Below are 19,698 nucleotides of genomic sequence, written 5' to 3'. Positions count from 1 at the left end.
GAGGGGGCGAATCGGCGACGCCGCGCCACTCCTGTGGCCTGTCTGCTGTGCGAACGATGATGACCGACGGTGCCGAACCCTGGCTGCCGTATTGCCGTCGGTGAAAGAAGAAGGCACGTATGTGCTCCACATGTAGGCGGGAAGGCGATGTCCGAGTCGGACCCGGAAGCCTTGTCGTGGCCGATGATCTTTCGAAAGTTTACGTAGTCGGCCTGATCGCGACAAGAAAGTTCTGGAGACTGATCAGTGGCCTTCATCACCGCTGGGGCCTGGGAGTACGGTCCGGAGGAATGCCTGGGTCGCGGGATGCGTGGAGTAGAGGCGTGTGCCTCGTGTGCCTCGTGTTGCGAGGACGCGGTACGTGTTCAGTGCGTAGCGCAGGTATTCGTCGGGGCTCAGTCCCTTGAGCTCTGAGTCGTGGCTCTTTTCGGGCTGTGCCTGCCACCCGCGGTCAGTCCAGATGATGTCCTCCCCCAGAATGACTGCGCCGTAGTCGTACTCCATGCCCTGAGCGGTGTAGACGCATCCGACCTGCTGGTGCCCTCCGCCGTCCGTGGCCCAGAAGGCGCGTCCGGGGACCCCTTCCCCCGCGAGGACGCCATCGGCCCGGGCGTTCCACGGCCGCTCCCACACGTGCTCTCCAGCGGCGTCATGCCAAGGAATCGAGACTTCTGGTAGCAGCGGCGGGACGGGAGGGGACTGCCAGGACCAGCAGTATCCTGCCGTGACCCGCGCGCTGTGTTCGTGGCGGAGGTGACCGTGGACCCACTGTTCGAGCTGGGCGGGATTTTCAGCGCACGCGACGTCGTAATCGTTGCCACACCAGCGTGGCGCGTGTGCCCCAGGCGCGAAAAGGGCATCGATCCAGTCCAGATAGGTCCGCGAGCCACCGCATCGGAACTGGGCGTCGAGCCCGACCTCGGCGAAACCGTAGCCGTAGTCGCTGGCCATTCGGCGCAGCTCGTCCACGGTGGTGCCCTCGCCAGGGCGGACGATCTGGCCTTCATCGAGGAAGAGGACGAAGACGGCGCAGCGTTCCATCAGCTGGGTGAACGGCTGTGGGTAGGGGAAACGGGCGCTGCGCCGTCCGAGGTCGGTGCGCGCGCGGTGTGCCTCGTCGAGGAGGACGATGCTTGTGTCCTTTTTCAGTCCGCTGGGCTGGCCCCTGGTCCAGGTGGCGATCAGGCCCTTCGCAGAGTCTCCGACCGCGCGGTTGAGTTGCTGCGTGAGAGTCCCAGAGGGAGAGAACAGGCGTGGGTTGGCGTCGGACGCGCGGCACAGATCAGCGAGGACCCGTGTCGCGATGGCTGTCTTTCCCGTGCCGGGGCCGCCCGTGACGACGACGATGTGTCCGCGACGGCCTGGTTGGGCGGTCTCGACGGCGTGAAGGATCTCTTGACGCGCCTTGTCCTGTTCCCCGAGGAGGCGGAACGTTTCACTGCCATGGATGACGTTGGCGAACCGGGTGAGCAGCTGCGGGGAAGGGCGGTGGCGAGCCTTCAGGAATTCATCGATCCGCTCCGGGGGCGCAGGGCGTAGATCTGTGCACCGGAGGCGTTCAGCCAGCACATCTGGATCAGTGTCCAAGGGGAGGTCATGGGCACCCAGTACGGGATAGGCGGCGCTCGGGCCCGAGCCCCCGTGCTCACGCAGCCCGCTTATCAGATCCGGGCTCGCTGCGTGGAGATAGGCGATGCCGCTGACATCCAGCTTTAGTTCGGAGGGCACCCAGTCGATGAGGTAACGCACGTAGCCGCCGACTTGGCGGGCCGGGTGTAGAACATCCCTGCCGCCGACCTTGAGCATTCCTCGGCACGCCTCGTGCGGCGAGGCGTAGGTCCACTGCTTGAGCTCGACGACCAGCGCGACCAGCTCATCACTCTCGGGGCGGCGGCCGAGAAGCAGGGCGTCAATTCGCTGACTGGTGCCCGGGAGCTCATACTCCAGCAAAAGGTGGAGATCCCCCAACCCCGCTGTGGACAAGACCTGGAGCAGCGCCGGCCAGCTCTTCTCCCAGCTGCGTAGTTCGGCTTCGCCTGGGGAGCGTCCATGAGCGGTGGAGTAGCGGTGGACGCACTCTCTGATGAAGTCAGGGTTGGCCACCCTTGCCGCGGCCTGCGCCACCGTTCCTCCGAAAATATGCATACCCATGATCTATACCAGCGACCGTCGGAGCTGGACACTCAGCCCCTTTGCGTAGCTTCCGAGTCATGGGCGTACCGAGAATATGAGCCACTGGCTGATTCGGCCTCTACCTACACCTGCATGGGTGGGTCACGCTGTCGGAAGCGCCCGAAATGTCGACTGGCTCGGCGTGCGCAGCGGCGCCTGGGGGCGGCCGTGGCATACGTACCGATACTCAAGGGCAAAGCGGGCGAGTTCATGGCCCTTGAGCACGCCACGCCTGAGCTTCGAGCCCACATCCGTCCGGTGATGGAGATCGTCCCCGATCCGGACCTCAGGGACATCTTGGAGACCTTCTGCGACCACGCCATGGACGCCGTGCCGAATGGCATGGTCCTCACCGTTGACTGTGGTGCCCTACCAGTGGTTCAGGTACTACAAGGCGACATTGGCGGTCCGATGGCCCGAGCGAGCGAGTCGCTTGGTCTCAGGGGCGTCACCATGTGTCCGGTCGTTCGGTGCACCGATACCGACGACGTGATGGCCGAGGCGGCGAGCGCGGTGGCGGGGCACCAGGGCGGGGCGTGTCTTCGCATCACGGTGGCCGCGGACTCAAGCGACCCCGTCCCGGACGAAGGGCAAATCCGAGCGCTGCTACGGAGATTAAAGGTGGAGCCCGAGGAGATCGACCTCCTCATAGATGCCGGACCCGTACGGTCCATCCCCGGTCGGGATAGCGCCATGGTGTGCCTTCTGGAAGCATTGAGGTTGCTTTCCCCGTGGCGTTGGCGAGAGAAGTGTGTCGCTGCAGGCGCGTTCCCCGTCAATCTCAGCGGCTTCCCCCGTGGCCAGGCGACACCTGTGCCACGGTTGGATGCACAGCTGTGGCAGCAGGTGATCAACCGATGGGATGGCGAGCCGCCGGATTTCGGGGACTTCGGCGTCACGCACCCGCGCATGCCCGTGAAGTCCAAGGGGACGCCAGACCCGAACATGCGCTACACGACCAGAGGTGACTGGCAGGTCTTCGTCTACCCGAGGATCCGCTCCGGCAACGATGACTTCTTCACCCTGAGTCAAGATCTCGTCGCCTCTCCCTACTGGCCATCGACTGGTGCGCAGACCTCGTGGGGAGACGCCCGGCTCCTCGACTGCGCTGATCGACGACGGCCCAAGGCCGGTGGTGGTACAGAGTGGCGAGCCTGCGCGACCTCACACCATCTCGCCGTGGTTTCGGCCAACTTGGAGACCCTCGGGCGACCATGAACCGCCGCCTCCTATACGAGGATGTCACCCTCTCGGCCTGGCCAAGCGAGCTCGATCCCCGCTCGGTGACATATCCCGAGCCAACGAGAATCGCTGGGTTCGTGCTCCACCCAGAGGACCGCCCGCACATTCGCGGTTCGAGTCCGAAGCAGATCGTAGTAATCGAGAAGCTGCCCCACGCCAAGGCGCAGCTGTCGCGCCTCATTGGTTCTCGTCAGAGACTTGACCTCACATACGACGAGGTCATCGTCTCCTCTGCGCCAGGCGAGATCGAAGTCCGGATCAGCTGCGCTGGGTGAGAGGACCGTCATGCCCCGCTCCCTGGCAGCAGCCGCCAGATCGTTCTGCAGTCTTCGGTGCGCCTTGAGGTTCCTCGTGGCGAGGTCTGCGTTCACTGGGCTGGGGCCGGCGGCGGCCGGCTCGACAGTGTCGTCCGCGACTCGGTACTCACAGCCCACGGGCACGCTGGCCGGTTGCGAAGCGATACCTACTGGCAGGAGATGGAATCGGATGACCCGTCGGGTCGATCCGCCGCCGAGCTTCGGGACGTCTGCGTAGTCGTACGGAGCCGAGGGATCCACGGCGAACTCCCCGACGTAGCGGACCACATCGCCGTCTCCGTCGAAGAGGCGCAGCGCCAGGCCCTCTTGCGTGTGGTCACGGATCGCCGTGTTGTTCGTGCTCGCGAAGTCTTGATCGCCGTCCGAGCCTTCACCGATGTAGTGGAAGGTCCCGTCCTCCGCCCACCCGTTAGGGCAACCCCGTCTGTGATTGGTGTGTGGGCTGGCGAAGAGGAGAACGTTCCCGGACTCCGTGCATGTGCTGATGTCCCCGACTCGGCTGCCTCCGTAGAGGCCGTGGAGGTCCCCGCGCGGGATCGTGTCACCGGGCCGCAGCTCCCAATTGGGCGATCCAGGAGTACGTCGCTGCTCGAACGCTTTGTTGAAGGCTTCCCACTGGTCATCGCTCAGGCGGTGGGGATTTCCGGCGAAGAGCATCCGAAATGGCGAGGTTCCCAGGAACCGTGGATCCTCGGTGAACTCGCTTCGAGGGACCGGCTCGTCGAGCCACTCATCCATGACGAGTGGGGCGTACCAGCGTTGCCCTGGATCCTCCTGCCAGTACTCGTCCGGTGAGGATGCCTGCTGTGTCGGAGGCCCGGTGAATCGACCGCGGCCGATGAGACCGCCTTTGGACCCCGTAATCCACATGACGAACCGGTCGCCGTCTGCCAACTCCCTTCTGTAACGCACCACACTCCACGATTGAAGCTCATGCCCGTCCTGACGGAATGAGGCCAGATCGAACACGTCTTGGTTGCAGGTGAGGAGCCAAGCGTTCATAGACACCCTCCGAGTTGGCCAGCCTGTTGAGCAGGATTTGGAGGTTACGGCACGCCGCTGACACACGGTCTCCTAGTCATCAGGCGCTCCACGTCGTGATCACATGCGGCCGCGGGCTGCTGGAGCGGTCGGCAGCATCGAGCTCTACTGCCCGTTCCTCGACCCGCAACCGGTCCGTAAATGGTCCGTTCTGCCGGGCCGACGCGTCGCCGACGGCGTCAAGGTCGTCGTCCATACCCGAGCTGCTGAGGAACAGCGCGACGATACGGCTGCCCAGCGTCATCAGCAGCGCATCGACGAGCTCCGGTCAGTCGGTTGTGAAGTGGACTTCCGGGAACGCATGCACGAGAAGGTCCTGATTCTCGACAGCTCGGTTCTCTGGCACGGATCGCTCAACCTCCTGGCGAACACGGGGCCGACGGACCTGATGATGCGCTTCACGGACCCCGCGTCGTGTGAAACGGCATCTGTGGTACGCCGACGCGGCAAACGTCAGCCGCGCCCAGGCCAGCCGGTGGCTCCCCTCGGCCAGCTGCGCGCGGCCAGCCGCTGCCATTCCTTGAATGCTTCGGCGGTAGCGGTACATGGCCCTGTGGCTGAGGTGTCTTGAAAAAGTCCCAACCTTTAGTAGAAGACGACCGGGACGCCGGTAGGTCCGGTCGGGGCGGCTAGCACCGACTGAGGGCCGGAGCTCCGCGGGGCGCCCCGCTGGATGGGGTACGTCCAGCGGGGCGCCGGGTGTGGAAGCCTGAGGTCGCGGGGCTACGGCTCAGCTGAAGTTCACGTCACTGCACAGGAAGTACGTCTGGTCCATGTGCGACGCCTGCCAGATCGTGTAGACGACGTGGCGGCCGGTGTAGCCGGAGGTGCTGACGTCGATCGAGTAGTTCTGGCTGGGGCCGTACTTGCCGGTCGTGGTGACCAGTTGCAGGTCACTCCACTTCAGCGGCTGGGAGGTGGGGTCGTACCCCTGGCGGCTCACATACACCTTGAAGTAGTCCGCGCCGTGGCTGGCCTGGTCGTACAGCTTGACGGTGAACTTGCTGCCGATGTTCGTCGTCTGCCAGGCGCCGGGCGTGTCCAGCGAGTTGTAGCGGCCGCCCTCGGTGTGGCCACCGCTGCACAGTTGCCCGTCCGGGATCACCGCCGGGAAGTTACCGGCGGAGCCGTTGCGGTACAGCCCGTTCCAGTTCCACATGGCGTTGGGGTCGTCCTGCCATGCCTGCCAGCACATGGGGTCCTTCTGCGCCATCTTGGGGTTCTGGAAGTCGTCACCCCAGCGCAGCCAGCAACCGTAATTGCGGGACGCGGGGTCGACGACCGAGCCATGGGCGCTCGCGGCGGTGGACCACGGGATCAGACACAGCAGCGCCGCGGCCAGCAGACCGACGGCGCGAGATGCCCAACGTAAGGAATTGCCGCGTTCATGACAAATCATTCGCGATCTTCCTTCATCGTCCTTGGGGGAGAGTGGGGCGGTGGAAGTGCATGGGAGCGCTCCCAAGCTGGCCACTTCCCCGAGGAGCAGCTCCCGAAACCCTGAGCGGGATCGGCGACGCCGTCGGCCGGCGAACTGGGCCACATCGACGTCATGAAACTCGGCCGATCTCTGCCTGGTCTATGCCTGGTCTATGTCGAGAACCTGCTCGATGAGACTGCCGGGTCGGGTGGTGGCAACGGGCCCTGCCGTCTGCTGCGGCGTCTGATCAGGGATGGCAGGTGATGTGCAGGTGGGCCGCGGCGTTGTTGGCGTACCCCCTGGGGTTCCACACGGTCGCCGGGGATTCGGTCTGCACGGCCGCGGTGGAGTCCCAGGCGCGTGCGATGAGTTCGGCCTCGCCGATGGGCAGGCTGAGCGTGGTGCGCCAGTGCTGCCACGTCCAGGGGTTCTCGGGCGGGTCGAGGTCCGCGTGGATCCAAGTGCCGCCGTGGTCGGCGGAGACATCCACGCGTGCCACGGTGCGGTCGTCTCCGGCGAAGGCGAACCCGCTGACCTCGGTCGGGCCGGAGGTCAGGTGGGCGTCCTTGCCGGGCCGCAGGATGGCGCAGTGGATGGCGACCGGCCCGAGGGTGATGCCGGCGCCCGGTTCTGCCGTCTCGGGGTCGGCTTCGGGAGGCAGGATGCTGTATTCGGTCTGGAAGTAGTTGTCGGTCGGTTCGGCCTGTGCGCTGATGCGCTGGAGCCATTTGACGCTGCGGGCGCCGATCCAACCCGGGACGACCACGCGCAGGGGAGCGCCGTGCGCGGTGGGCAGCGCCTGATCGTTCATGGCCCAGGCCAGGAGTACCTCGCTGGAGGTGGCCTTTGCCACGGGTATGGAGCCGCCGAAGGGCTGGGGCGGGTCGGCCAGCTCTGACACGTCGGGGCCGGTGAAGGCGATGTGGGCGGCTTCCGGCCGTACCCCGGCCTTGGCCAGCACATCTGCCAGGCTCACCCCGCTCCATCTCGCGGTGGAGATGGCTCCGGGACCCCAGGGGACCTGGCCGGGTATGTCGCGGACCTCGATGAGATCGGCGCGGCGGTTGCCCGCACACTGCAACGTCGCCACCACCGTCCGCCCGGGGAGGCGGCGTAGATCGTCCATCGACAGCTCCAGCGGGCGATCGACCAGACCTTCCACTCGCAGCCGCCAGTCTGCGGAGTCGAGGTGGGGGATGGGCGCGTGGTTGCGGCCGTAGAAGGCGTCCAGGGGCGTGATCTCGGCTGCGAGGGCGCTGGCGGGCGTTTCGGCGTTGTAGGGCTCGTCTTGATGGATGAGCATCTCGTCGCATTTATTCCATATGCCCATAAGGTCAATATCGGCCATGTTCGGCGAGTACGCGAACCCGCCCGCCAAGGGTGCGGTCATGAGCTTCCGGCCGATCGGACGCCGAGGCCGTTTCGGCGCGGACCGCTCGGGCTCGGCCACCTGTGCACGCTGACGAGGGCGCGGAGGCCGATCCACGTTTCACCGTCGTCGGCGAACGCATGTGTTCCTGGCGTGGAGTCGTACCGCACCTCGCACTAGTAGCCAGCATTGCCGGTCGGCGGTGCGAGCCCCCGCCGCGACGGTCAGCGACTTCGATACGCAGCCTGGCGCATGCGCTGTCTGTCGCCTCGGCCAAGACGAGAGCCAGGAGGCTTCCCGTCCGTGAAGGCTGGAGCGAACCGTCGGGGGTGGCGAGGCAGGTCTTCCGTGCGCACGGCGAGGCAGGTCTCGGCCGTTACGGATTCGATTGCGTTCCGCACCGGCGGGTGCTCGGGCAGCGGCGCGGTGCGGCCTGAGCACCCCGGGACGTGCGGGTCAGCCGCCCTGACCGATGCCCCCGATCGGGCCGACCTTCACCGGGGAGCCGGAACCGTCCGTGACGGGCAGCGTGCCGTCGCCAGGCCAGTCGAGGGTGACCGACTTCGTCTCGTTCGGCGGGGTCACCACCAGCCCCGTGACGCGGACGCCGGAACCGCCCGACTCGTTGAACGGGTAGTTGACGCCGAAGTACGTCGACTCCCCGTCCTTGAGGACGTGCGGTTCGGCCGGCTGGCCACTGCGCTTCGCGGACAGCGCCCCCTCGCTGGTCTTCAGGTCGACGCCCGCGAACCCGGAGATCGTGCAGTCCCGGCCGCCACCGTTCTTCAGCGTCACCGCGACGGTGCCCTCGCTGTCGCCGCCGATGGTGCCGTCCTCCGCTGTGATCTCCAGCTCGTCGGTGCGGCACTTGCCGATCTTGCCGTTCTCGTTGGAGCCGGTCCCGGCGGCCGTGCCCTGCTCGCCGGAGTCCTTCCCGCCGCCCTGATCCGAACCGCCCGAGCCCGAACCGCCGCTCGAGGAAGACGCACTGGACGCGGACGAGGGGTCGCTCTGTCCCGCGCTGTCATCGTCGTTCTGGCACGCCGTGAGCGAGAGCCCCGCGGCAACGACCAGGGCGGCGAAGGTGAGCTTGTGAACGCGCATCGTTTCTTCCTCAGTATGGGTTGGGGGTGCCGACCGCTCGGTACACATCGGTACGAGCGAGCGTTTCTGATCAGCAGGAGCCGCCCGGCCCGGGGCACGTTCCGCCCAACTGCCTCCCTGATACACCCCTGTTACACGCACAGCCAGGCACAACGCCCACCACCGACGGGCACACCCCGCCCGCACTGCCCCTCCCGCACCCCTGCCGTACCCCCTCCGTTGCCGCCGCCCGGCGCGGGAAACGGGGCCGGAACGCAGCGCGCCACACCGCTCCGGGGCACGCCGCCGATGGACCCGGGGCGGCGAATCCCGCCACCGTTCCACCCCTGTTCGCGGCCACCGCCCGCTGGGACAGACCCGTAACCCGGCGGATCTTGACCACAACCCGCCTCATGGGCGGTGCGCTAGATGAATGAGTCCGATGTCTGGGTTGGCCGCGACCATGGCGAAGGGCGTCCGTTGGCCTGAGTGTGACTTCTGGCCTGGACGCCCTTCTGGCGGCACTGTACGTGTTCATCGACGACCATGTGGCCCCTTGTCGCCGGATCGGGCGACCTCCGAAACTGACGGACGCCGAACTGCTGTGCCTGGCGGTCGCCCAGGTTCTGCTGGGCTTCCCCTCGGCCCGCCAGTGGATCCGCTTCGCACACGCCCGCCTGGGACACCTCTTCCGCTACCTGCCCCAGCAGTCCGCCTACAACAAGCGGCTCAACGCCTCCGGCCCGCTGATCAGCCACGTGATCGAGGCCCTGGCCCAGCAGGTACCGACCTGGCACGACGACCTGCGGCTGATCGACTCCACCCCACTGCCCTGCGCGGCCTCCCGCGAGACCGTCAAACGCTCCGACCTGGCCGGTCACGCCGGATACGGCTACTGCCGCAGCCACTCCCGCTACTTCTGGGGGTTCCGGCTCTACCTGCTCACCACCGCCGAGGGCATGCCGGTCTCCTGGTGCCTGGCGAACCCCAAGCTCGGCGAGCGGGAGGTGATGACCGCACTGCTGGAACGCGACCATCGCCTCGTCCGCGCCGGGCAGGTCATCCTCGCCGACAAGGGCTTCGCCGGGAAGGAGTTCGAGGCATTCATCACCGAACGGCTCGAAGGCCATCTGGTACGTCCGGACCGCAAGGACGAACCCACCCGGCATGGACGCCTGGCCCGATGCCGCCAGTGGATCGAGGCGGTTTTCGACACCCTCAAGGGCCAGCTCAGCCTGGAACAGCACGGCGGCAGAACACCGGCCGGAGTCTTCGCCCGCACCGGCCAACGACTCCTCGCCCTCGCAGCCGCCATCTGGCACAACTGGACCACCGGAGCCGAAGCCAAGCGATCCCTGATCGCGTATGACCACTGAGGACATCGGACTCACTCATCTAGGCCCGGCGAGCATGCCACCGCCGAGAACGCCCCGCGCTACGAGCACGATCGGCACGCCGGTCCCCACGGATGGGCAGCCGCGCCCGCTACCACCAGCGCCCCGAGGTGGCTGTCTTCTTCGAGCTGCGGCTCGGCATCTGCCAGGCGCGCAGCACCACCCGTGCCCGTGCCCATCCAGTCCCGCAGGACGTGGTGCGCGAGCTGCGTCAGATGACCTCTACGGATGAGCTGTTGGCGCCGAGGGATTGACGCTGTCGCCTTCCCTGCGCTGGGCACCATGACGAGCTCGGCCCATCCCTTCTCGGCTGATGGCCAATCCTCCATAGCCTGTCCACTCTGGCTTGGTACGAGCCAAAGCACTGGGCCGCTTATTGCCACTACTGCGTACCAACGACGAAGTGTCAGACCCAGTGAGATTGGGCCCTACTCTCGAAGTCCGGCACTTCAGCAGGTCAGCGAGATGATCACGTGATTGCGGCTTGAGTGCCTCCGGCGAGGGACGCAGCAAATGGGGGCAAACCGATCCATTGATCGACGGTGAGCTGGTGATCCAGACGGCCGTCCCGGTGCCGGTGACTCGGGCGCGCACGTAACCGACTGGCGCTCCGACCGCACGGGCGCCGCCGCTGGTGGCTTCTGTCCCACCAGCCCGGCGGCTCGGCCGTGGGGCGACCCCCTCACCTATGGGTGTGGTCCTGGATACAGTGGGTAGCCACAGCGTGCTCGACCACCTCGACCGGAGGCAGACATGGCCCGTGCCTGGGAGGCTGACCCGTCCGCGTTATTCGAGCGTCGGCTGGGCAAGTCGGCCGAAGAGCTCGGTAACTCCGACGGCAATGACGAGTGTCCGGACATCTGGCAGCTCGACAACGGCGATGTGGCTGTGATCGGCAGGGATCTGACAGCCGTCTACGGCCCCCGCCTGCCGCAGGGCGTGAACCTCGCTCCTGATGAGCGGCTGGTCGTCATCCCAGGGAACATGCTCAGCGCGGCAAAGAAGGACATCCCCGATGCTTGATCTCCTCGCCCCCGTTCTTGTTCCCGAGCAGGGCGATCGGCTCACCCGCACCGCCTACAAGCAGGACTTCCGGCAACGGGAGGAGGCGATCCGTAACGGGAGTTCCTGGAAGCTGGAGCGCCGACAACACTTCGAGGAGCAGGGCAGTCCGAGCCGGGACGCCCTGCGCCGGGGTGACTGGGAGGAGGCGCTTCGGCTCCTCGCCGACCGGCGCGACACCTTGGCCGCGACCGCTGAAGAGGACGAGCGCAGAGGGTATGCCTTTCACCGTGTGCGGGTGGTCGAGAGCCCACTGACGCCGTATGTGCAGTGGGAACTCCACTCCCAGCGGCAGCGTGCGGAGTACGGGCAGCGGATCAGGGTCGTCCCCGCCGAACAGGTGGCCGCCTCGGAGGACACCGGCCCGCTTCCGGAAGTGGTTGTGCTGGGCGGCCGCACCCTCTTCCAAGTCGTTTACACCGAAGCAGGAGTTGCGAACGGTGCGATCCGCTATACAGACCGTGACCTTGTCGAGCGCTGGGAGAACTACATCAAGGCGCTCTACGCGGTGGGTGAAGAGGTGATCTCCTACTTCGACCGCGAGGTGGCGCACCTTGATCCGCCGATGCTGAGCGACGCGGGAAGGGAGTAGGCCGATCACATCGCCAGGCGGACAGGACGAGCACTTCGGCAGCACCCACTCCGAGCTGTCGGGATCCTCACGTGACGTCGTCCAGGCGAGAAGTGTGCACGGAGGCATCCACTTCCACGCGCAGGGCACACCGGACCCGGGGAGCTCTTCCAGCCCTGTCCCACGCCAGTTACCGGCCGACGTGGGCGGATTCGTCAACCGAACCGATGAGCTCGCCCAGTTGAATGCCGTCCTCACCACCGAGGACGGCGGTTCGCTCGTCGTCTCGGTATACGTGATCGCCGGCACCGCCGGCGCCGGAAAGACATCGTTGGCACTGCGCTGGGCACACCAGGTCCGGGAGCGCTTCCCGGATGGCCAGCTGTACGCCAATCTGCGCGGCTACGACCCCGGGGAGCCGGTCGCGGCACGCGAGGCCCTGCACCGCTTGCTGACCTCGCTCGGTGTTCAGCCCGAAGCCGTACCGCAGGATCTCGACGCGGCAGCCGCGTTGTACCGCTCGTTGCTGGCCGACCGCCGGGTACTGGTCGTCCTGGACAACGCGGCCACCGTTGGCCAGGTTCGGCCGTTGCTGCCGGGGAGCGCGCACAGCCTGGTGCTGGTCACCAGCCGCAGCCGCCTGTCCGGCCTCGCCGTCCGCGACGGGGCCCGCCGGCTCACGCTTGGCGTGCTGCCGGAGTCGGAGGCGGTTGCCCTGCTGCGCGTCGTCACCGCGGGATACCGGCCGGTCGATGACGAACGACAGCTCGCCGAGTTGGCCCGGCTGTGCGCACGGCTTCCGCTCGCTCTGCGTATAGCCGCGGAACGTGCCGCCAGCCACCCTCACCTACGGCTGGACGACCTGATCGCCGAACTACGTGACGAATCGGCCCTCTGGGACGCTCTGAGCACCGGCGACGACGAGGAAGCCGAAGCCGTCCGCACCGTCTTCGCGTGGTCCTATCGCGCCCTGTCCGAGCAAGCCGCCCGCCTGTTCCGCCTGCTGGGCCTACACCCCGGACCCGAGTTCGGGCTGCGGGCCGCCGCGACCCTGGCAGGGTCGACCAGCATCAGTCGGTCCCGGCAACTGCTGGACTCTCTGGTCGGCGCACACCTCCTGGAACAGACCGCCCCGGACCGCTACCAGTTCCATGACCTGCTGCGTGCCTACGCCATCGACCAAGCCCAGCACGAAGAGCCGTCGGCCGAGCGGGAGGCAGCGCTGCGACGTGTGCTGGAGTGGTACCTGCACACCGCCGACGCCGCGCAGAGCTGGATCAACCCCGCCGAGGACCGTGTGCTCCTCACACCCGCCTCGGATGACATTAGCCCGCTGACGTTCTCCGACTACGACTCTGCCGTGGACTGGGCCGAGCGGGAGCACGTCAACCTCCTCCAGTCCGTCCGTACGGCGGCCGACACCGGGCATGACCGACTGGCGTGGCAGTTCGCCACAGTCCTGTGGAACGCGCAGTTCCCTTCCGTGTCAGGCACAAGCTGGCCGGCCGTGGGCCGCATCGGCCTGGAGGCAGCCGAACGGTTGGACGAACGCGCCGCACAAGGCGCACTCCATACCTACCTCGGAATGGCCTACACCCGCCTCAACCGCCAGACCGAGAGCCTCGAATCCCACGAGAACGCGCTGGCCATCCGGCGCGACCTGGGCGACCGCCTTGGCGAAGCACGCTCACTCAACCTGATCGGGCTGAACCACCTCCGCGCCAGACGACTCGACCCCGCTGTCTGCCACTTCGAGCAGGCCGTCTCCGCCTTCCAGGAGCAGAACGCCGCCCACTGGACTGCCACGGCGATGTCCAACCTCGCGACCACCCACTACCGCGCCGGGCGACTCCCGGAGGCGGCGACCGTCATCGACCAAGCCCTGGCAGCGCACCGAGCCCTCGGCGACCAGCGTGGCGAGGGCAACATCCTGCGCGTGCTGAGCGACGTCCAGCGTGAGCAGGGCGATGTCGAAGCGTCCCTGGTCTCGGCCCAGGCAGCCCTCGACATCGCCCTCAACCTCCTTAACCTGCGCCTGGAGGGCTTCTGGCTGCTGACCCTCGGCGATGCCCAGCAGGCGAAGAGTCAGTACGCCGAGGCCCTGACCTCCTACCAGCGCTCCGCCACACTCCACCGACGTCTCACCGACCGCAGCCGAGAGGCGCTGGCCTGGCAAGGGGTTGGTGAGGTGTACCGCCGCCTCGGACGTCATGCCGAGGCGGCCGATTTCCACCGCCAGGCTGCCTTGGCGCATCGGGATCTGGGCGATGGATGGCATCAAGCCCTGGCCCTCGATGGCATGGGCTCGGCCGTACTCGGCGAAAGCCCTGAGGAAGCCCGCCGACACTGGGCACACGCGCTGAGGCTCCTTGCCGACTTCGGAGACCCTCGGGCAGTAGCGGTGCGCGAGGGCATCGAACGTCGGCTGAGAGAACCAAGCTGAAGCAGCGGCTGAGGCGGAGGCCGAAGTGGGCGCGACAGGGCTGCCGCTTCGGGGACTTCTTTGGCGCTGTCCACCGAGACCAACAGTCGGAGGCTGTCTGACGGTCTCATGCGGGCTGGCCCTATCAGGCTCCCAGTCGCTGGTCACGGGCGTGCAGTAACTGCTTCCGCTTGGCCTGAGTCTCTTCCTCAACGATCGGCCCGTGCTCGGCCTCGGCGATCGAGATCAGCTCATCGAGATTGTCCCGTTCGACCTGGTGGGTGGCGTACGCGGAGAATCGGGAGGGGACGTTGCACACGCGGGCGGCCTCTGTGATCTTCTGCGGCGTCGTGATCGAGTACTTCCCGCTGGACTCATACACGCTTACCCTCCCCACCGCTTTGGGTGCTTCGCGACCTTCGCCCAGGCCGAATGGCCGAAATGCCCGCAAGTTGAACCGGCGAGCCGGCGCGAAAGATCGCGCTAAAGATTGTCGAAGTCTCCGGCGGTCATCCCTGCCTTGAAGGCTCGCCACTCGCCCGGGGTGAAGCACAGATGCGGGCCGGACGGGTTCTTCGAGTCGCGGACAGCCACCCCTCCCTCAGGGAGGGCCGCTAGCTCGAAACACTGGCCGTTGTTAGCGGTGAAGCTGCTTTTCTGCCAGGCGAGCGTGGCAGGGTCGATCGAGTAGAGGTCTATCTTCTCCATCAGTCAGCTATCCCTGTTTCTCGTGTTGGCGATGACCTCACGGCTCTCCTCCTGAGAGAGGGCAGCGTCTGTGAGGCTGCGGAAGAGCCGGTGCAGGCGGCGCAAATCCCGTGGATCGTCCATAGTCAAGCTACCAGCGACCGACTCGCCGAAGGCCACGTCAGGTACGTCCTCGTCCAAGAACTGAAGGATCATGAACGCCGAGATCTGCGCGGCCTGTTCACCCTTCTCGTAGGGGATGACGCGGAGGTCGACACTCGGATGCATTGAGATCTCCAGTAGATGCTCCAACTGCTCCTGGTGCGTGCGCGCACCACCGACCTGAAAGTCCAGAGCAGCCTGCGCGATGACGTAGTGGCACTCCAGTGGGGATTTCGCCTCGTGAAGACAGTGCCGCTGACGCAAGCTGCGCACCTCGACAAGAGTCTCGATCTGGTCGGGTCCCAGCGAGGCGAAGCCCACGCCGGTCACAGCCGCCGCGTAAGCCTCTGTCTGCAAGAGCCCTGGCAGGATGCCGACTTGATACTCGTGGACCGTCGAGGCTGCCGCCTCGAACCCGAGGAAGCGTCCGTACTGCGCGCTGATCACTTCGCCGTACGGTGCCCACCACGGCTGGCGCCGCTCCCGGGAGGCTGCGTGCAGCTCGGCAAGTTCGTCACGCTGGTCAGCGGGGACCTGGTAGAGGTCCATGAGCTGGGCGAAGTGCCGCTGGGAGCAGACCCGCTTTCCGTTCTCGATCCGGCTGATCAAGGAAACATCGCAGCCGAGCGCCGCCGCAACTTCCACGATGGTGAAGCGATTGGCCTCATGGCGCAGACGTCGTAGAGCCCGGCCGAACGTGACGCGTGACATCAGCAAGGTGCTGTTGCTGTTGGTCATTGCTTCTCCTTGTGCCCGCGAGTTGACCTCAAAGACCGGGCGGGTGAGGAACATTCTCGATCCCGATGTGACCAAGAACGATCAATTGGCAACGTCCTGTCAATTGACACGACGTGTGACTTGACGGTGCCTACCTGTGGGGTGCAGCTTAGCGTTCATGACGTTATGCGCTCAACCGAACGCTGAGCGTGGCAAGGTCCGTGCGATGACTCAGGGGCGCGGGCAACTGACGACCGAGCACGTTCCCGCTCTCACCTCGGAGTTCGAACGGCTCGCTGGATCGGTGGGAGCTGTCGTGAGCGAACCGTACGAAGTCAAGTTTCGCCTGCCCCGTCGACGGAGCAGCGTTCCGCAGGCGCGGGCGCTGCTGCATTCCGTGCTCGCCGACTGGGGTGTCGGGCAGGAGGCCGCAGAGGTGGGGGAGCTGGTGTTGTCGGAGCTGGTGACCAATGCCCTGCGTGTGCGTGTGCCCAATGACCGACTGGTGGAGGTGCGGATCGCACGGCTGGTGGATGAGGGCGTGCTACGGCTCGAAGTCAGCGACGCCGGCGAGGGTAAGCCGGAGGTGCGGAAGCCGGAAGAGGATGAGACGGGCGGGCGAGGGCTACTGCTCGTGGAGGCGCTGGCTCATCGCTGGGGCTATGAGAGGCGGGCCTGCGGGATCGGGAAAACCGTCTGGGTCGAGCTGAAGGCGCCGGATCTGGTGTCGGAACGAGACGGAGTAGAGATCGCCGCGTTGGCGGTCCGAGTGGGTCAGCGTGTACGGGTGTGGGGTGAGTGGCGCACCGTCCGCAGTGTGGGCACCCAGCAGCGCACATCGGGCGGGCTCACCGTGGTGCTAGCCCTGGACGACGGATCGGCACTACGAATCGATGCTGCCGAGCCGCTGACCGTCCGAGACGCTGGCGCGTCCTCCTCGCCCCGAGGTAGGGAGGACGCGTCAGGATAGCGGCCTACGCGCGTCGGCGATCTGCCATGACCACGCGGCCCCTTTCATGCGACATTCCTCCCAGGCGCAACATACTCATCCCGCCCAAGCTGGTTGCTGTGCTTCGGGTACACCCCTCCTGGAATGTCTATTGATCACATCAGCATCAGACGGCCGCCACCGTGGAACTCGACACAATGTCTAAGGGCTCGCAGAGAATCAAGGTGTTGCTTCGCGTGATGCGGCTCGTTGTTGTGATATGAGCGTCTCCGGTGAGGTCCGTGGTCAAGTTCGGGGTGTTGTTCCCGCATCTGGACGAGCGGCAGCGGCGGTTGATGATGGGGGCCGAGGCCCGGATCCTGGGGCACGGCGGTATCCGGGCGGTCGCGCGGGCGGCCCAGGTCAGCGAGACGACGGTCCGCAAGGGTGTGGACGAGTTGGAGGCCGGCGAGGAGCTTCTGGGTCGGATACGCAGGTCCGGTGGTGGCAGGAAGAAGGCGGTGGACCTTGATCGGGGTCTGCGGCCCGCGCTGTTGGCACTGGTGGAACCTGACGAGCGGGGCGATCCGATGTCGCCGCTGCGGTGGACGGTGAAGTCGACCAGGAATCTCGCGGCCGAGCTCACCCGTCAGGGGCACAGGGTGAGCGCGGACACGGTCGGGGACCTGCTGCGTGAGGAGGGCTTCAGCCTGCAGGCCGGCGCCAAGACCATCGAGGGCAAGCAGCACCCCGACCGTGACGCCCAGTTCCGCTACATCAACGAGCGAGCCAGACAGCACATGGACGCCGGAGAGCCGGTGATCAGCGTGGATGCGAAGAAGAAGGAACTCGTCGGCGACTACAAGAACGCCGGTCACCAGTGGCGGCCGACCGGTGAGCCGGTCCTGGTCAAGACACACGACTTCCTGGACCGGCAGGGACCGGGGAAGGCGATCCCGTACGGGATCTACGACATCGCCGCGAACACCGGCTGGGTCAGTGTCGGCACTGATCACGACACCGCCGCGTTCGCTGTCGCCTCCATCCGCCGCTGGTGGCAGGCCCGAGGGCGGCATGACTATCCGGCCGCCGGCCGTCTGCTGATCACTGCGGACGCCGGCGGCTCCAACGGCTACCGCACCCGCGCCTGGAAGACGGAACTCGCAACCCTGGCCACCGAGACCGGTTTGGACATCACGGTCTGCCACATGCCACCGGGCACCTCGAAATGGAACAAGATCGAGCACTGGCTGTTCTCCCACATCTCGATGAACTGGCGCGGCCGCCCGCTGACCAGCCACGACGTCATCGTGAACAGCAGCGCGGCGACTACGACCCGCACCGGGCTGAAAGTCCACGCCGAAGCTCACGTCACGGCGTTTCTCGCGAACAGCAGTCCCACGGAGATCAAATCAGCATGTTGATTCTCTGCGAGCCCTTAGAGAAGACGGTCTGCTCACGGTTGCGCTTGTACTCGATGATGACCGGTGTGCCGTTCTCGTCAGGGAGTCGATCCGGCCTCCGTGATGGCCCGTGCGGTACTCGGTTGCCAGGAAGCGGATGCCGAGCATGGCCTCCATGTTGGCCTCGATCAGCCGCTGCAGCTCGACCTCCACGCCCACGGTGCCCTCGGTACCTCAGTCGCCTGCCTGCTATTCACCCTCAAGACATTCAGGGTGCTCATCAGCCTCCCCGCCTTGTATTGCGACGGAAGGAACAATGGAGGCCAGGAAGTATATATTCCGGTCCCTGTCGGATTAGCCTTGATGTCCGGCGAAACCGCTCACCGCCGGAGGTACCCACAGCCGAACGGTGCGGTCGACACTGGCGGTGGCGAGCACAGAGCTATCCGGCGAGAAGGCGACTGCCGTCACGGTGCCGTGGTGGCCGGTGAGCGGCTCGCCGACGGGTTGGTGGGTGGTCGGGTCCCACAAGCGCACAGTGTGATCGGTGCTGGCTGTAGCGATCAGACCGCCGTCGGGAGAGAAAGCCAGGGCCGTGACGGCGTCGTTATGGCCGGTCAGGGGCTTTCCGTCGGGCTGATAGGTGGCCGCGTCCCACAGTTGAATCGAGTGATCGTCGCCAGCGGTGGCTATCAGACTGCCGTCGGGGGAGAACGCGACAGAGCTGACGGATCCTCTGTGGCCGTCCAGGAGTTCGCCCGTTGGCTCGCGGCTGGTGGAATCCCACAGGGGTACTGTGCCGGCATCCGTGGCGGTGGCGATCAGATTGCCATCGGGGGAGAACGCGATCCCAGTGACGAGCCCGTGATGGCCGGTCAGTGGGGTACCGGCGGTCTGTCGGGTGGCAGGCACCCACAGTCGTACGGCAGCACCATCATTGGCGACGGCGAGCAGGGTTCCGGTGGGCGAGAAAACCGCCGACGTGATGGGGCCGAGATGGTCGGCCAAGGGGCTGCCCGACGCTGGCACCCGGGTAGCCGCGTCCCACAGGCGTACTGAGCCGCCGTGGTCCGCCGTGGTGATCAGGGTACCGTCGGGGGAGAACGCCACCGCCCTCACGGAGTCTCGGTGATTCGTCAAGGGCCTGCCGACTGGTTGCCGGTTGGCAGGGTCCCAGAACCGCACCGTATCGTCGGCGCTCGCCGTAGCGAGTTGGGTTCCGTCAGGGGAGAACACCACGGACCAGACCGCGTCGCGGTGTCCGACCAGAGGCGCCAGAGAGATACCTTCACCGTTCTTGAGCGCGGTAATGACACTTCTACTGGCGAGGCCGCGCGCGGTCAGGAGGTTTAGGCGGGCGCGTAGTTGCGCGTTCTCGGCGATCAAGTTTTCATGCGAGTCCTCTTCGTGCCACGAACGCTGTGTCGAGGCAGGCGCTGGCTGGGCGTCCTCGGCTTCCCACAGCCGCACCGTGTGATCGAAGCCGGCGGTGGCGAGCAGGCCGCCGCTGGGGGAGAACGCGACGGCTGTGGCGGAGCCCGTGTGGCCGGTAAGTGGCGCTCCGACGGTCTGGTGGGTGGCCGGGTCCCAGAGACGCACCATGCCGTCGATGTCGGCGGTGGCGAGCAGGCCGCCGCTGGGGGAGAACGCGACGGCTGTGGCGGAGCCCGTGTGGCCGGTAAGTGGCGCTCCGACGGTCTGGTGGGTG

Annotated in this window: 18 protein-coding genes and 1 pseudogene; 9 read left to right on the top strand and 10 right to left on the bottom strand. The window is 66.4% G+C overall.

Features of this window, described 5'->3' with window-relative positions:
* Window positions 1-243: 243 nt before the first annotated feature.
* On the bottom strand, window positions 244-2,145 hold the full coding sequence (locus AB0E24_RS01505; protein ID WP_359374313.1) for a DNA/RNA helicase domain-containing protein: 1,902 nt from the start codon (window positions 2,143-2,145) through the stop codon (window positions 244-246).
* Between the two features lie 195 nt (window positions 2,146-2,340).
* Between AB0E24_RS01505 and AB0E24_RS01500 the strand changes: the two genes are divergently transcribed.
* Window positions 2,341-3,390 carry a beta family protein gene (locus tag AB0E24_RS01500; protein ID WP_359374312.1) on the top strand — a complete coding sequence of 350 codons (1,050 nt, stop codon included), beginning with the start codon at window positions 2,341-2,343 and terminating at the stop codon, window positions 3,388-3,390.
* Between the two features lie 11 nt (window positions 3,391-3,401).
* On the opposite strand, the gene AB0E24_RS01495 is transcribed toward AB0E24_RS01500, so the two are convergent.
* Both AB0E24_RS01495 and AB0E24_RS01490 read right to left on the bottom strand, forming a co-directional pair.
* A complete protein-coding gene (locus AB0E24_RS01495) occupies window positions 3,402-4,733 on the bottom strand; it encodes an SRA domain-containing endonuclease (RefSeq protein ID WP_359374310.1) in 1,332 nt (443 codons plus the stop codon).
* 79 nt (window positions 4,734-4,812) lie between these two features.
* Complete coding sequence (locus AB0E24_RS01490) at window positions 4,813-5,016, bottom strand: hypothetical protein (RefSeq protein ID WP_359374307.1); 204 nt, start codon at window positions 5,014-5,016, stop codon at window positions 4,813-4,815.
* Here AB0E24_RS01490 and AB0E24_RS46175 point away from each other — a divergent pair.
* Window positions 4,924-5,343, top strand: coding sequence for a phospholipase D-like domain-containing protein (locus AB0E24_RS46175; RefSeq protein WP_518524785.1), 420 nt, complete (start codon window positions 4,924-4,926; stop codon window positions 5,341-5,343). The genes AB0E24_RS01490 and AB0E24_RS46175 overlap by 93 nt on opposite strands.
* A 159-nt stretch (window positions 5,344-5,502) precedes the next feature.
* Here AB0E24_RS46175 and AB0E24_RS01485 read toward each other — a convergent pair whose 3' ends face one another.
* From AB0E24_RS01485 to AB0E24_RS01475, 3 genes are all read right to left on the bottom strand, one after another.
* Window positions 5,503-6,171: a lytic polysaccharide monooxygenase auxiliary activity family 9 protein gene (locus tag AB0E24_RS01485; protein ID WP_359374304.1), complete on the bottom strand. Its 669-nt coding sequence runs from the start codon at window positions 6,169-6,171 to the stop codon at window positions 5,503-5,505.
* 268 nt (window positions 6,172-6,439) lie between these two features.
* Window positions 6,440-7,582, bottom strand: coding sequence for a sulfite oxidase (locus AB0E24_RS01480; protein ID WP_359374302.1), 1,143 nt, complete (start codon window positions 7,580-7,582; stop codon window positions 6,440-6,442).
* Between the two features lie 435 nt (window positions 7,583-8,017).
* The gene (locus tag AB0E24_RS01475) at window positions 8,018-8,665 is read right to left on the bottom strand and encodes a DUF4232 domain-containing protein (RefSeq protein ID WP_079258989.1); all 648 of its coding nucleotides are present in this window, start codon (window positions 8,663-8,665) and stop codon (window positions 8,018-8,020) included.
* A gap of 470 nt (window positions 8,666-9,135) precedes the next feature.
* Between AB0E24_RS01475 and AB0E24_RS01470 the strand changes: the two genes are divergently transcribed.
* The 5 genes from AB0E24_RS01470 to AB0E24_RS01450 all read left to right on the top strand — a co-directional run bounded on the left by AB0E24_RS01470 (window position 9,136) and on the right by AB0E24_RS01450 (window position 14,114).
* A complete protein-coding gene (locus AB0E24_RS01470; protein WP_069860839.1) occupies window positions 9,136-10,020 on the top strand; it encodes an IS982 family transposase in 885 nt (294 codons plus the stop codon).
* 128 nt (window positions 10,021-10,148) lie between these two features.
* The gene (locus tag AB0E24_RS01465) at window positions 10,149-10,292 is read left to right on the top strand and encodes a hypothetical protein (protein ID WP_359374299.1); all 144 of its coding nucleotides are present in this window, start codon (window positions 10,149-10,151) and stop codon (window positions 10,290-10,292) included.
* Between the two features lie 499 nt (window positions 10,293-10,791).
* On the top strand, window positions 10,792-11,061 hold the full coding sequence (locus tag AB0E24_RS01460; RefSeq protein ID WP_069866880.1) for a hypothetical protein: 270 nt from the start codon (window positions 10,792-10,794) through the stop codon (window positions 11,059-11,061).
* Window positions 11,054-11,692, top strand: a complete 639-nt coding sequence (locus tag AB0E24_RS01455; protein WP_359374296.1) for a DUF6879 family protein — start codon at window positions 11,054-11,056, stop codon at window positions 11,690-11,692. Before AB0E24_RS01460 ends, AB0E24_RS01455 begins: the two co-directional genes overlap by 8 nt.
* A 94-nt stretch (window positions 11,693-11,786) precedes the next feature.
* Window positions 11,787-14,114, top strand: a complete 2,328-nt coding sequence (locus AB0E24_RS01450; RefSeq protein WP_359374294.1) for an ATP-binding protein — start codon at window positions 11,787-11,789, stop codon at window positions 14,112-14,114.
* Between the two features lie 124 nt (window positions 14,115-14,238).
* On the opposite strand, the gene AB0E24_RS01445 is transcribed toward AB0E24_RS01450, so the two are convergent.
* From AB0E24_RS01445 to AB0E24_RS01435, 3 genes are all read right to left on the bottom strand, one after another.
* Window positions 14,239-14,475, bottom strand: coding sequence for a CopG family transcriptional regulator (locus tag AB0E24_RS01445; protein ID WP_359374293.1), 237 nt, complete (start codon window positions 14,473-14,475; stop codon window positions 14,239-14,241).
* A 101-nt stretch (window positions 14,476-14,576) separates the two neighbouring features.
* On the bottom strand, window positions 14,577-14,801 hold the full coding sequence (locus AB0E24_RS01440) for a DUF397 domain-containing protein (protein WP_359374290.1): 225 nt from the start codon (window positions 14,799-14,801) through the stop codon (window positions 14,577-14,579).
* 3 nt (window positions 14,802-14,804) lie between these two features.
* Window positions 14,805-15,680, bottom strand: coding sequence for a helix-turn-helix domain-containing protein (locus AB0E24_RS01435; RefSeq protein WP_359374288.1), 876 nt, complete (start codon window positions 15,678-15,680; stop codon window positions 14,805-14,807).
* Between the two features lie 295 nt (window positions 15,681-15,975).
* Here AB0E24_RS01435 and AB0E24_RS01430 point away from each other — a divergent pair, with 295 nt between their 5' ends.
* Window positions 15,976-16,629, top strand: coding sequence for an ATP-binding protein (locus tag AB0E24_RS01430; protein WP_359374287.1), 654 nt, complete (start codon window positions 15,976-15,978; stop codon window positions 16,627-16,629).
* A gap of 314 nt (window positions 16,630-16,943) precedes the next feature.
* Window positions 16,944-17,951: pseudogene (locus AB0E24_RS01425) on the top strand (ISAzo13 family transposase); the annotation flags it as partial.
* A gap of 393 nt (window positions 17,952-18,344) precedes the next feature.
* Here AB0E24_RS01425 and AB0E24_RS01420 read toward each other — a convergent pair.
* Window positions 18,345-19,698 (bottom strand): WD40 repeat domain-containing protein (locus tag AB0E24_RS01420; protein WP_359374285.1); only part of this gene is annotated, 1,354 nt, incomplete at its 5' end.

The sequence above is a fragment of the Streptomyces malaysiensis subsp. malaysiensis genome (assembly GCF_040653035.1).
Lineage (GTDB): Bacteria > Actinomycetota > Actinomycetes > Streptomycetales > Streptomycetaceae > Streptomyces > Streptomyces malaysiensis.
Note: the sequence above shows the minus strand (reverse complement) of the source record. Positions and strands in the feature narration are given on the sequence as shown.

What these genes read in the sequence shown, in the direction of transcription:
- AB0E24_RS01475 (WP_079258989.1), bottom strand. Translation starts at nt 8,665, where the DNA reads ATGCGCGTTCACAAGCTCACCTTCGCCGCCCTGGTCGTTGCCGCGGGG.
- AB0E24_RS01495 (WP_359374310.1), bottom strand. Translation starts at nt 4,733, where the DNA reads ATGAACGCTTGGCTCCTCACCTGCAACCAAGACGTGTTCGATCTGGCC.
- AB0E24_RS01490 (WP_359374307.1), bottom strand. Translation starts at nt 5,016, where the DNA reads ATGACGCTGGGCAGCCGTATCGTCGCGCTGTTCCTCAGCAGCTCGGGT.
- AB0E24_RS01435 (WP_359374288.1), bottom strand. Translation starts at nt 15,680, where the DNA reads ATGACCAACAGCAACAGCACCTTGCTGATGTCACGCGTCACGTTCGGC.
- AB0E24_RS01485 (WP_359374304.1), bottom strand. Translation starts at nt 6,171, where the DNA reads ATGATTTGTCATGAACGCGGCAATTCCTTACGTTGGGCATCTCGCGCC.
- AB0E24_RS01440 (WP_359374290.1), bottom strand. Translation starts at nt 14,801, where the DNA reads ATGGAGAAGATAGACCTCTACTCGATCGACCCTGCCACGCTCGCCTGG.
- AB0E24_RS01460 (WP_069866880.1), top strand. Translation starts at nt 10,792, where the DNA reads ATGGCCCGTGCCTGGGAGGCTGACCCGTCCGCGTTATTCGAGCGTCGG.
- AB0E24_RS01455 (WP_359374296.1), top strand. Translation starts at nt 11,054, where the DNA reads ATGCTTGATCTCCTCGCCCCCGTTCTTGTTCCCGAGCAGGGCGATCGG.
- AB0E24_RS01505 (WP_359374313.1), bottom strand. Translation starts at nt 2,145, where the DNA reads ATGCATATTTTCGGAGGAACGGTGGCGCAGGCCGCGGCAAGGGTGGCC.
- AB0E24_RS01480 (WP_359374302.1), bottom strand. Translation starts at nt 7,582, where the DNA reads ATGACCGCACCCTTGGCGGGCGGGTTCGCGTACTCGCCGAACATGGCC.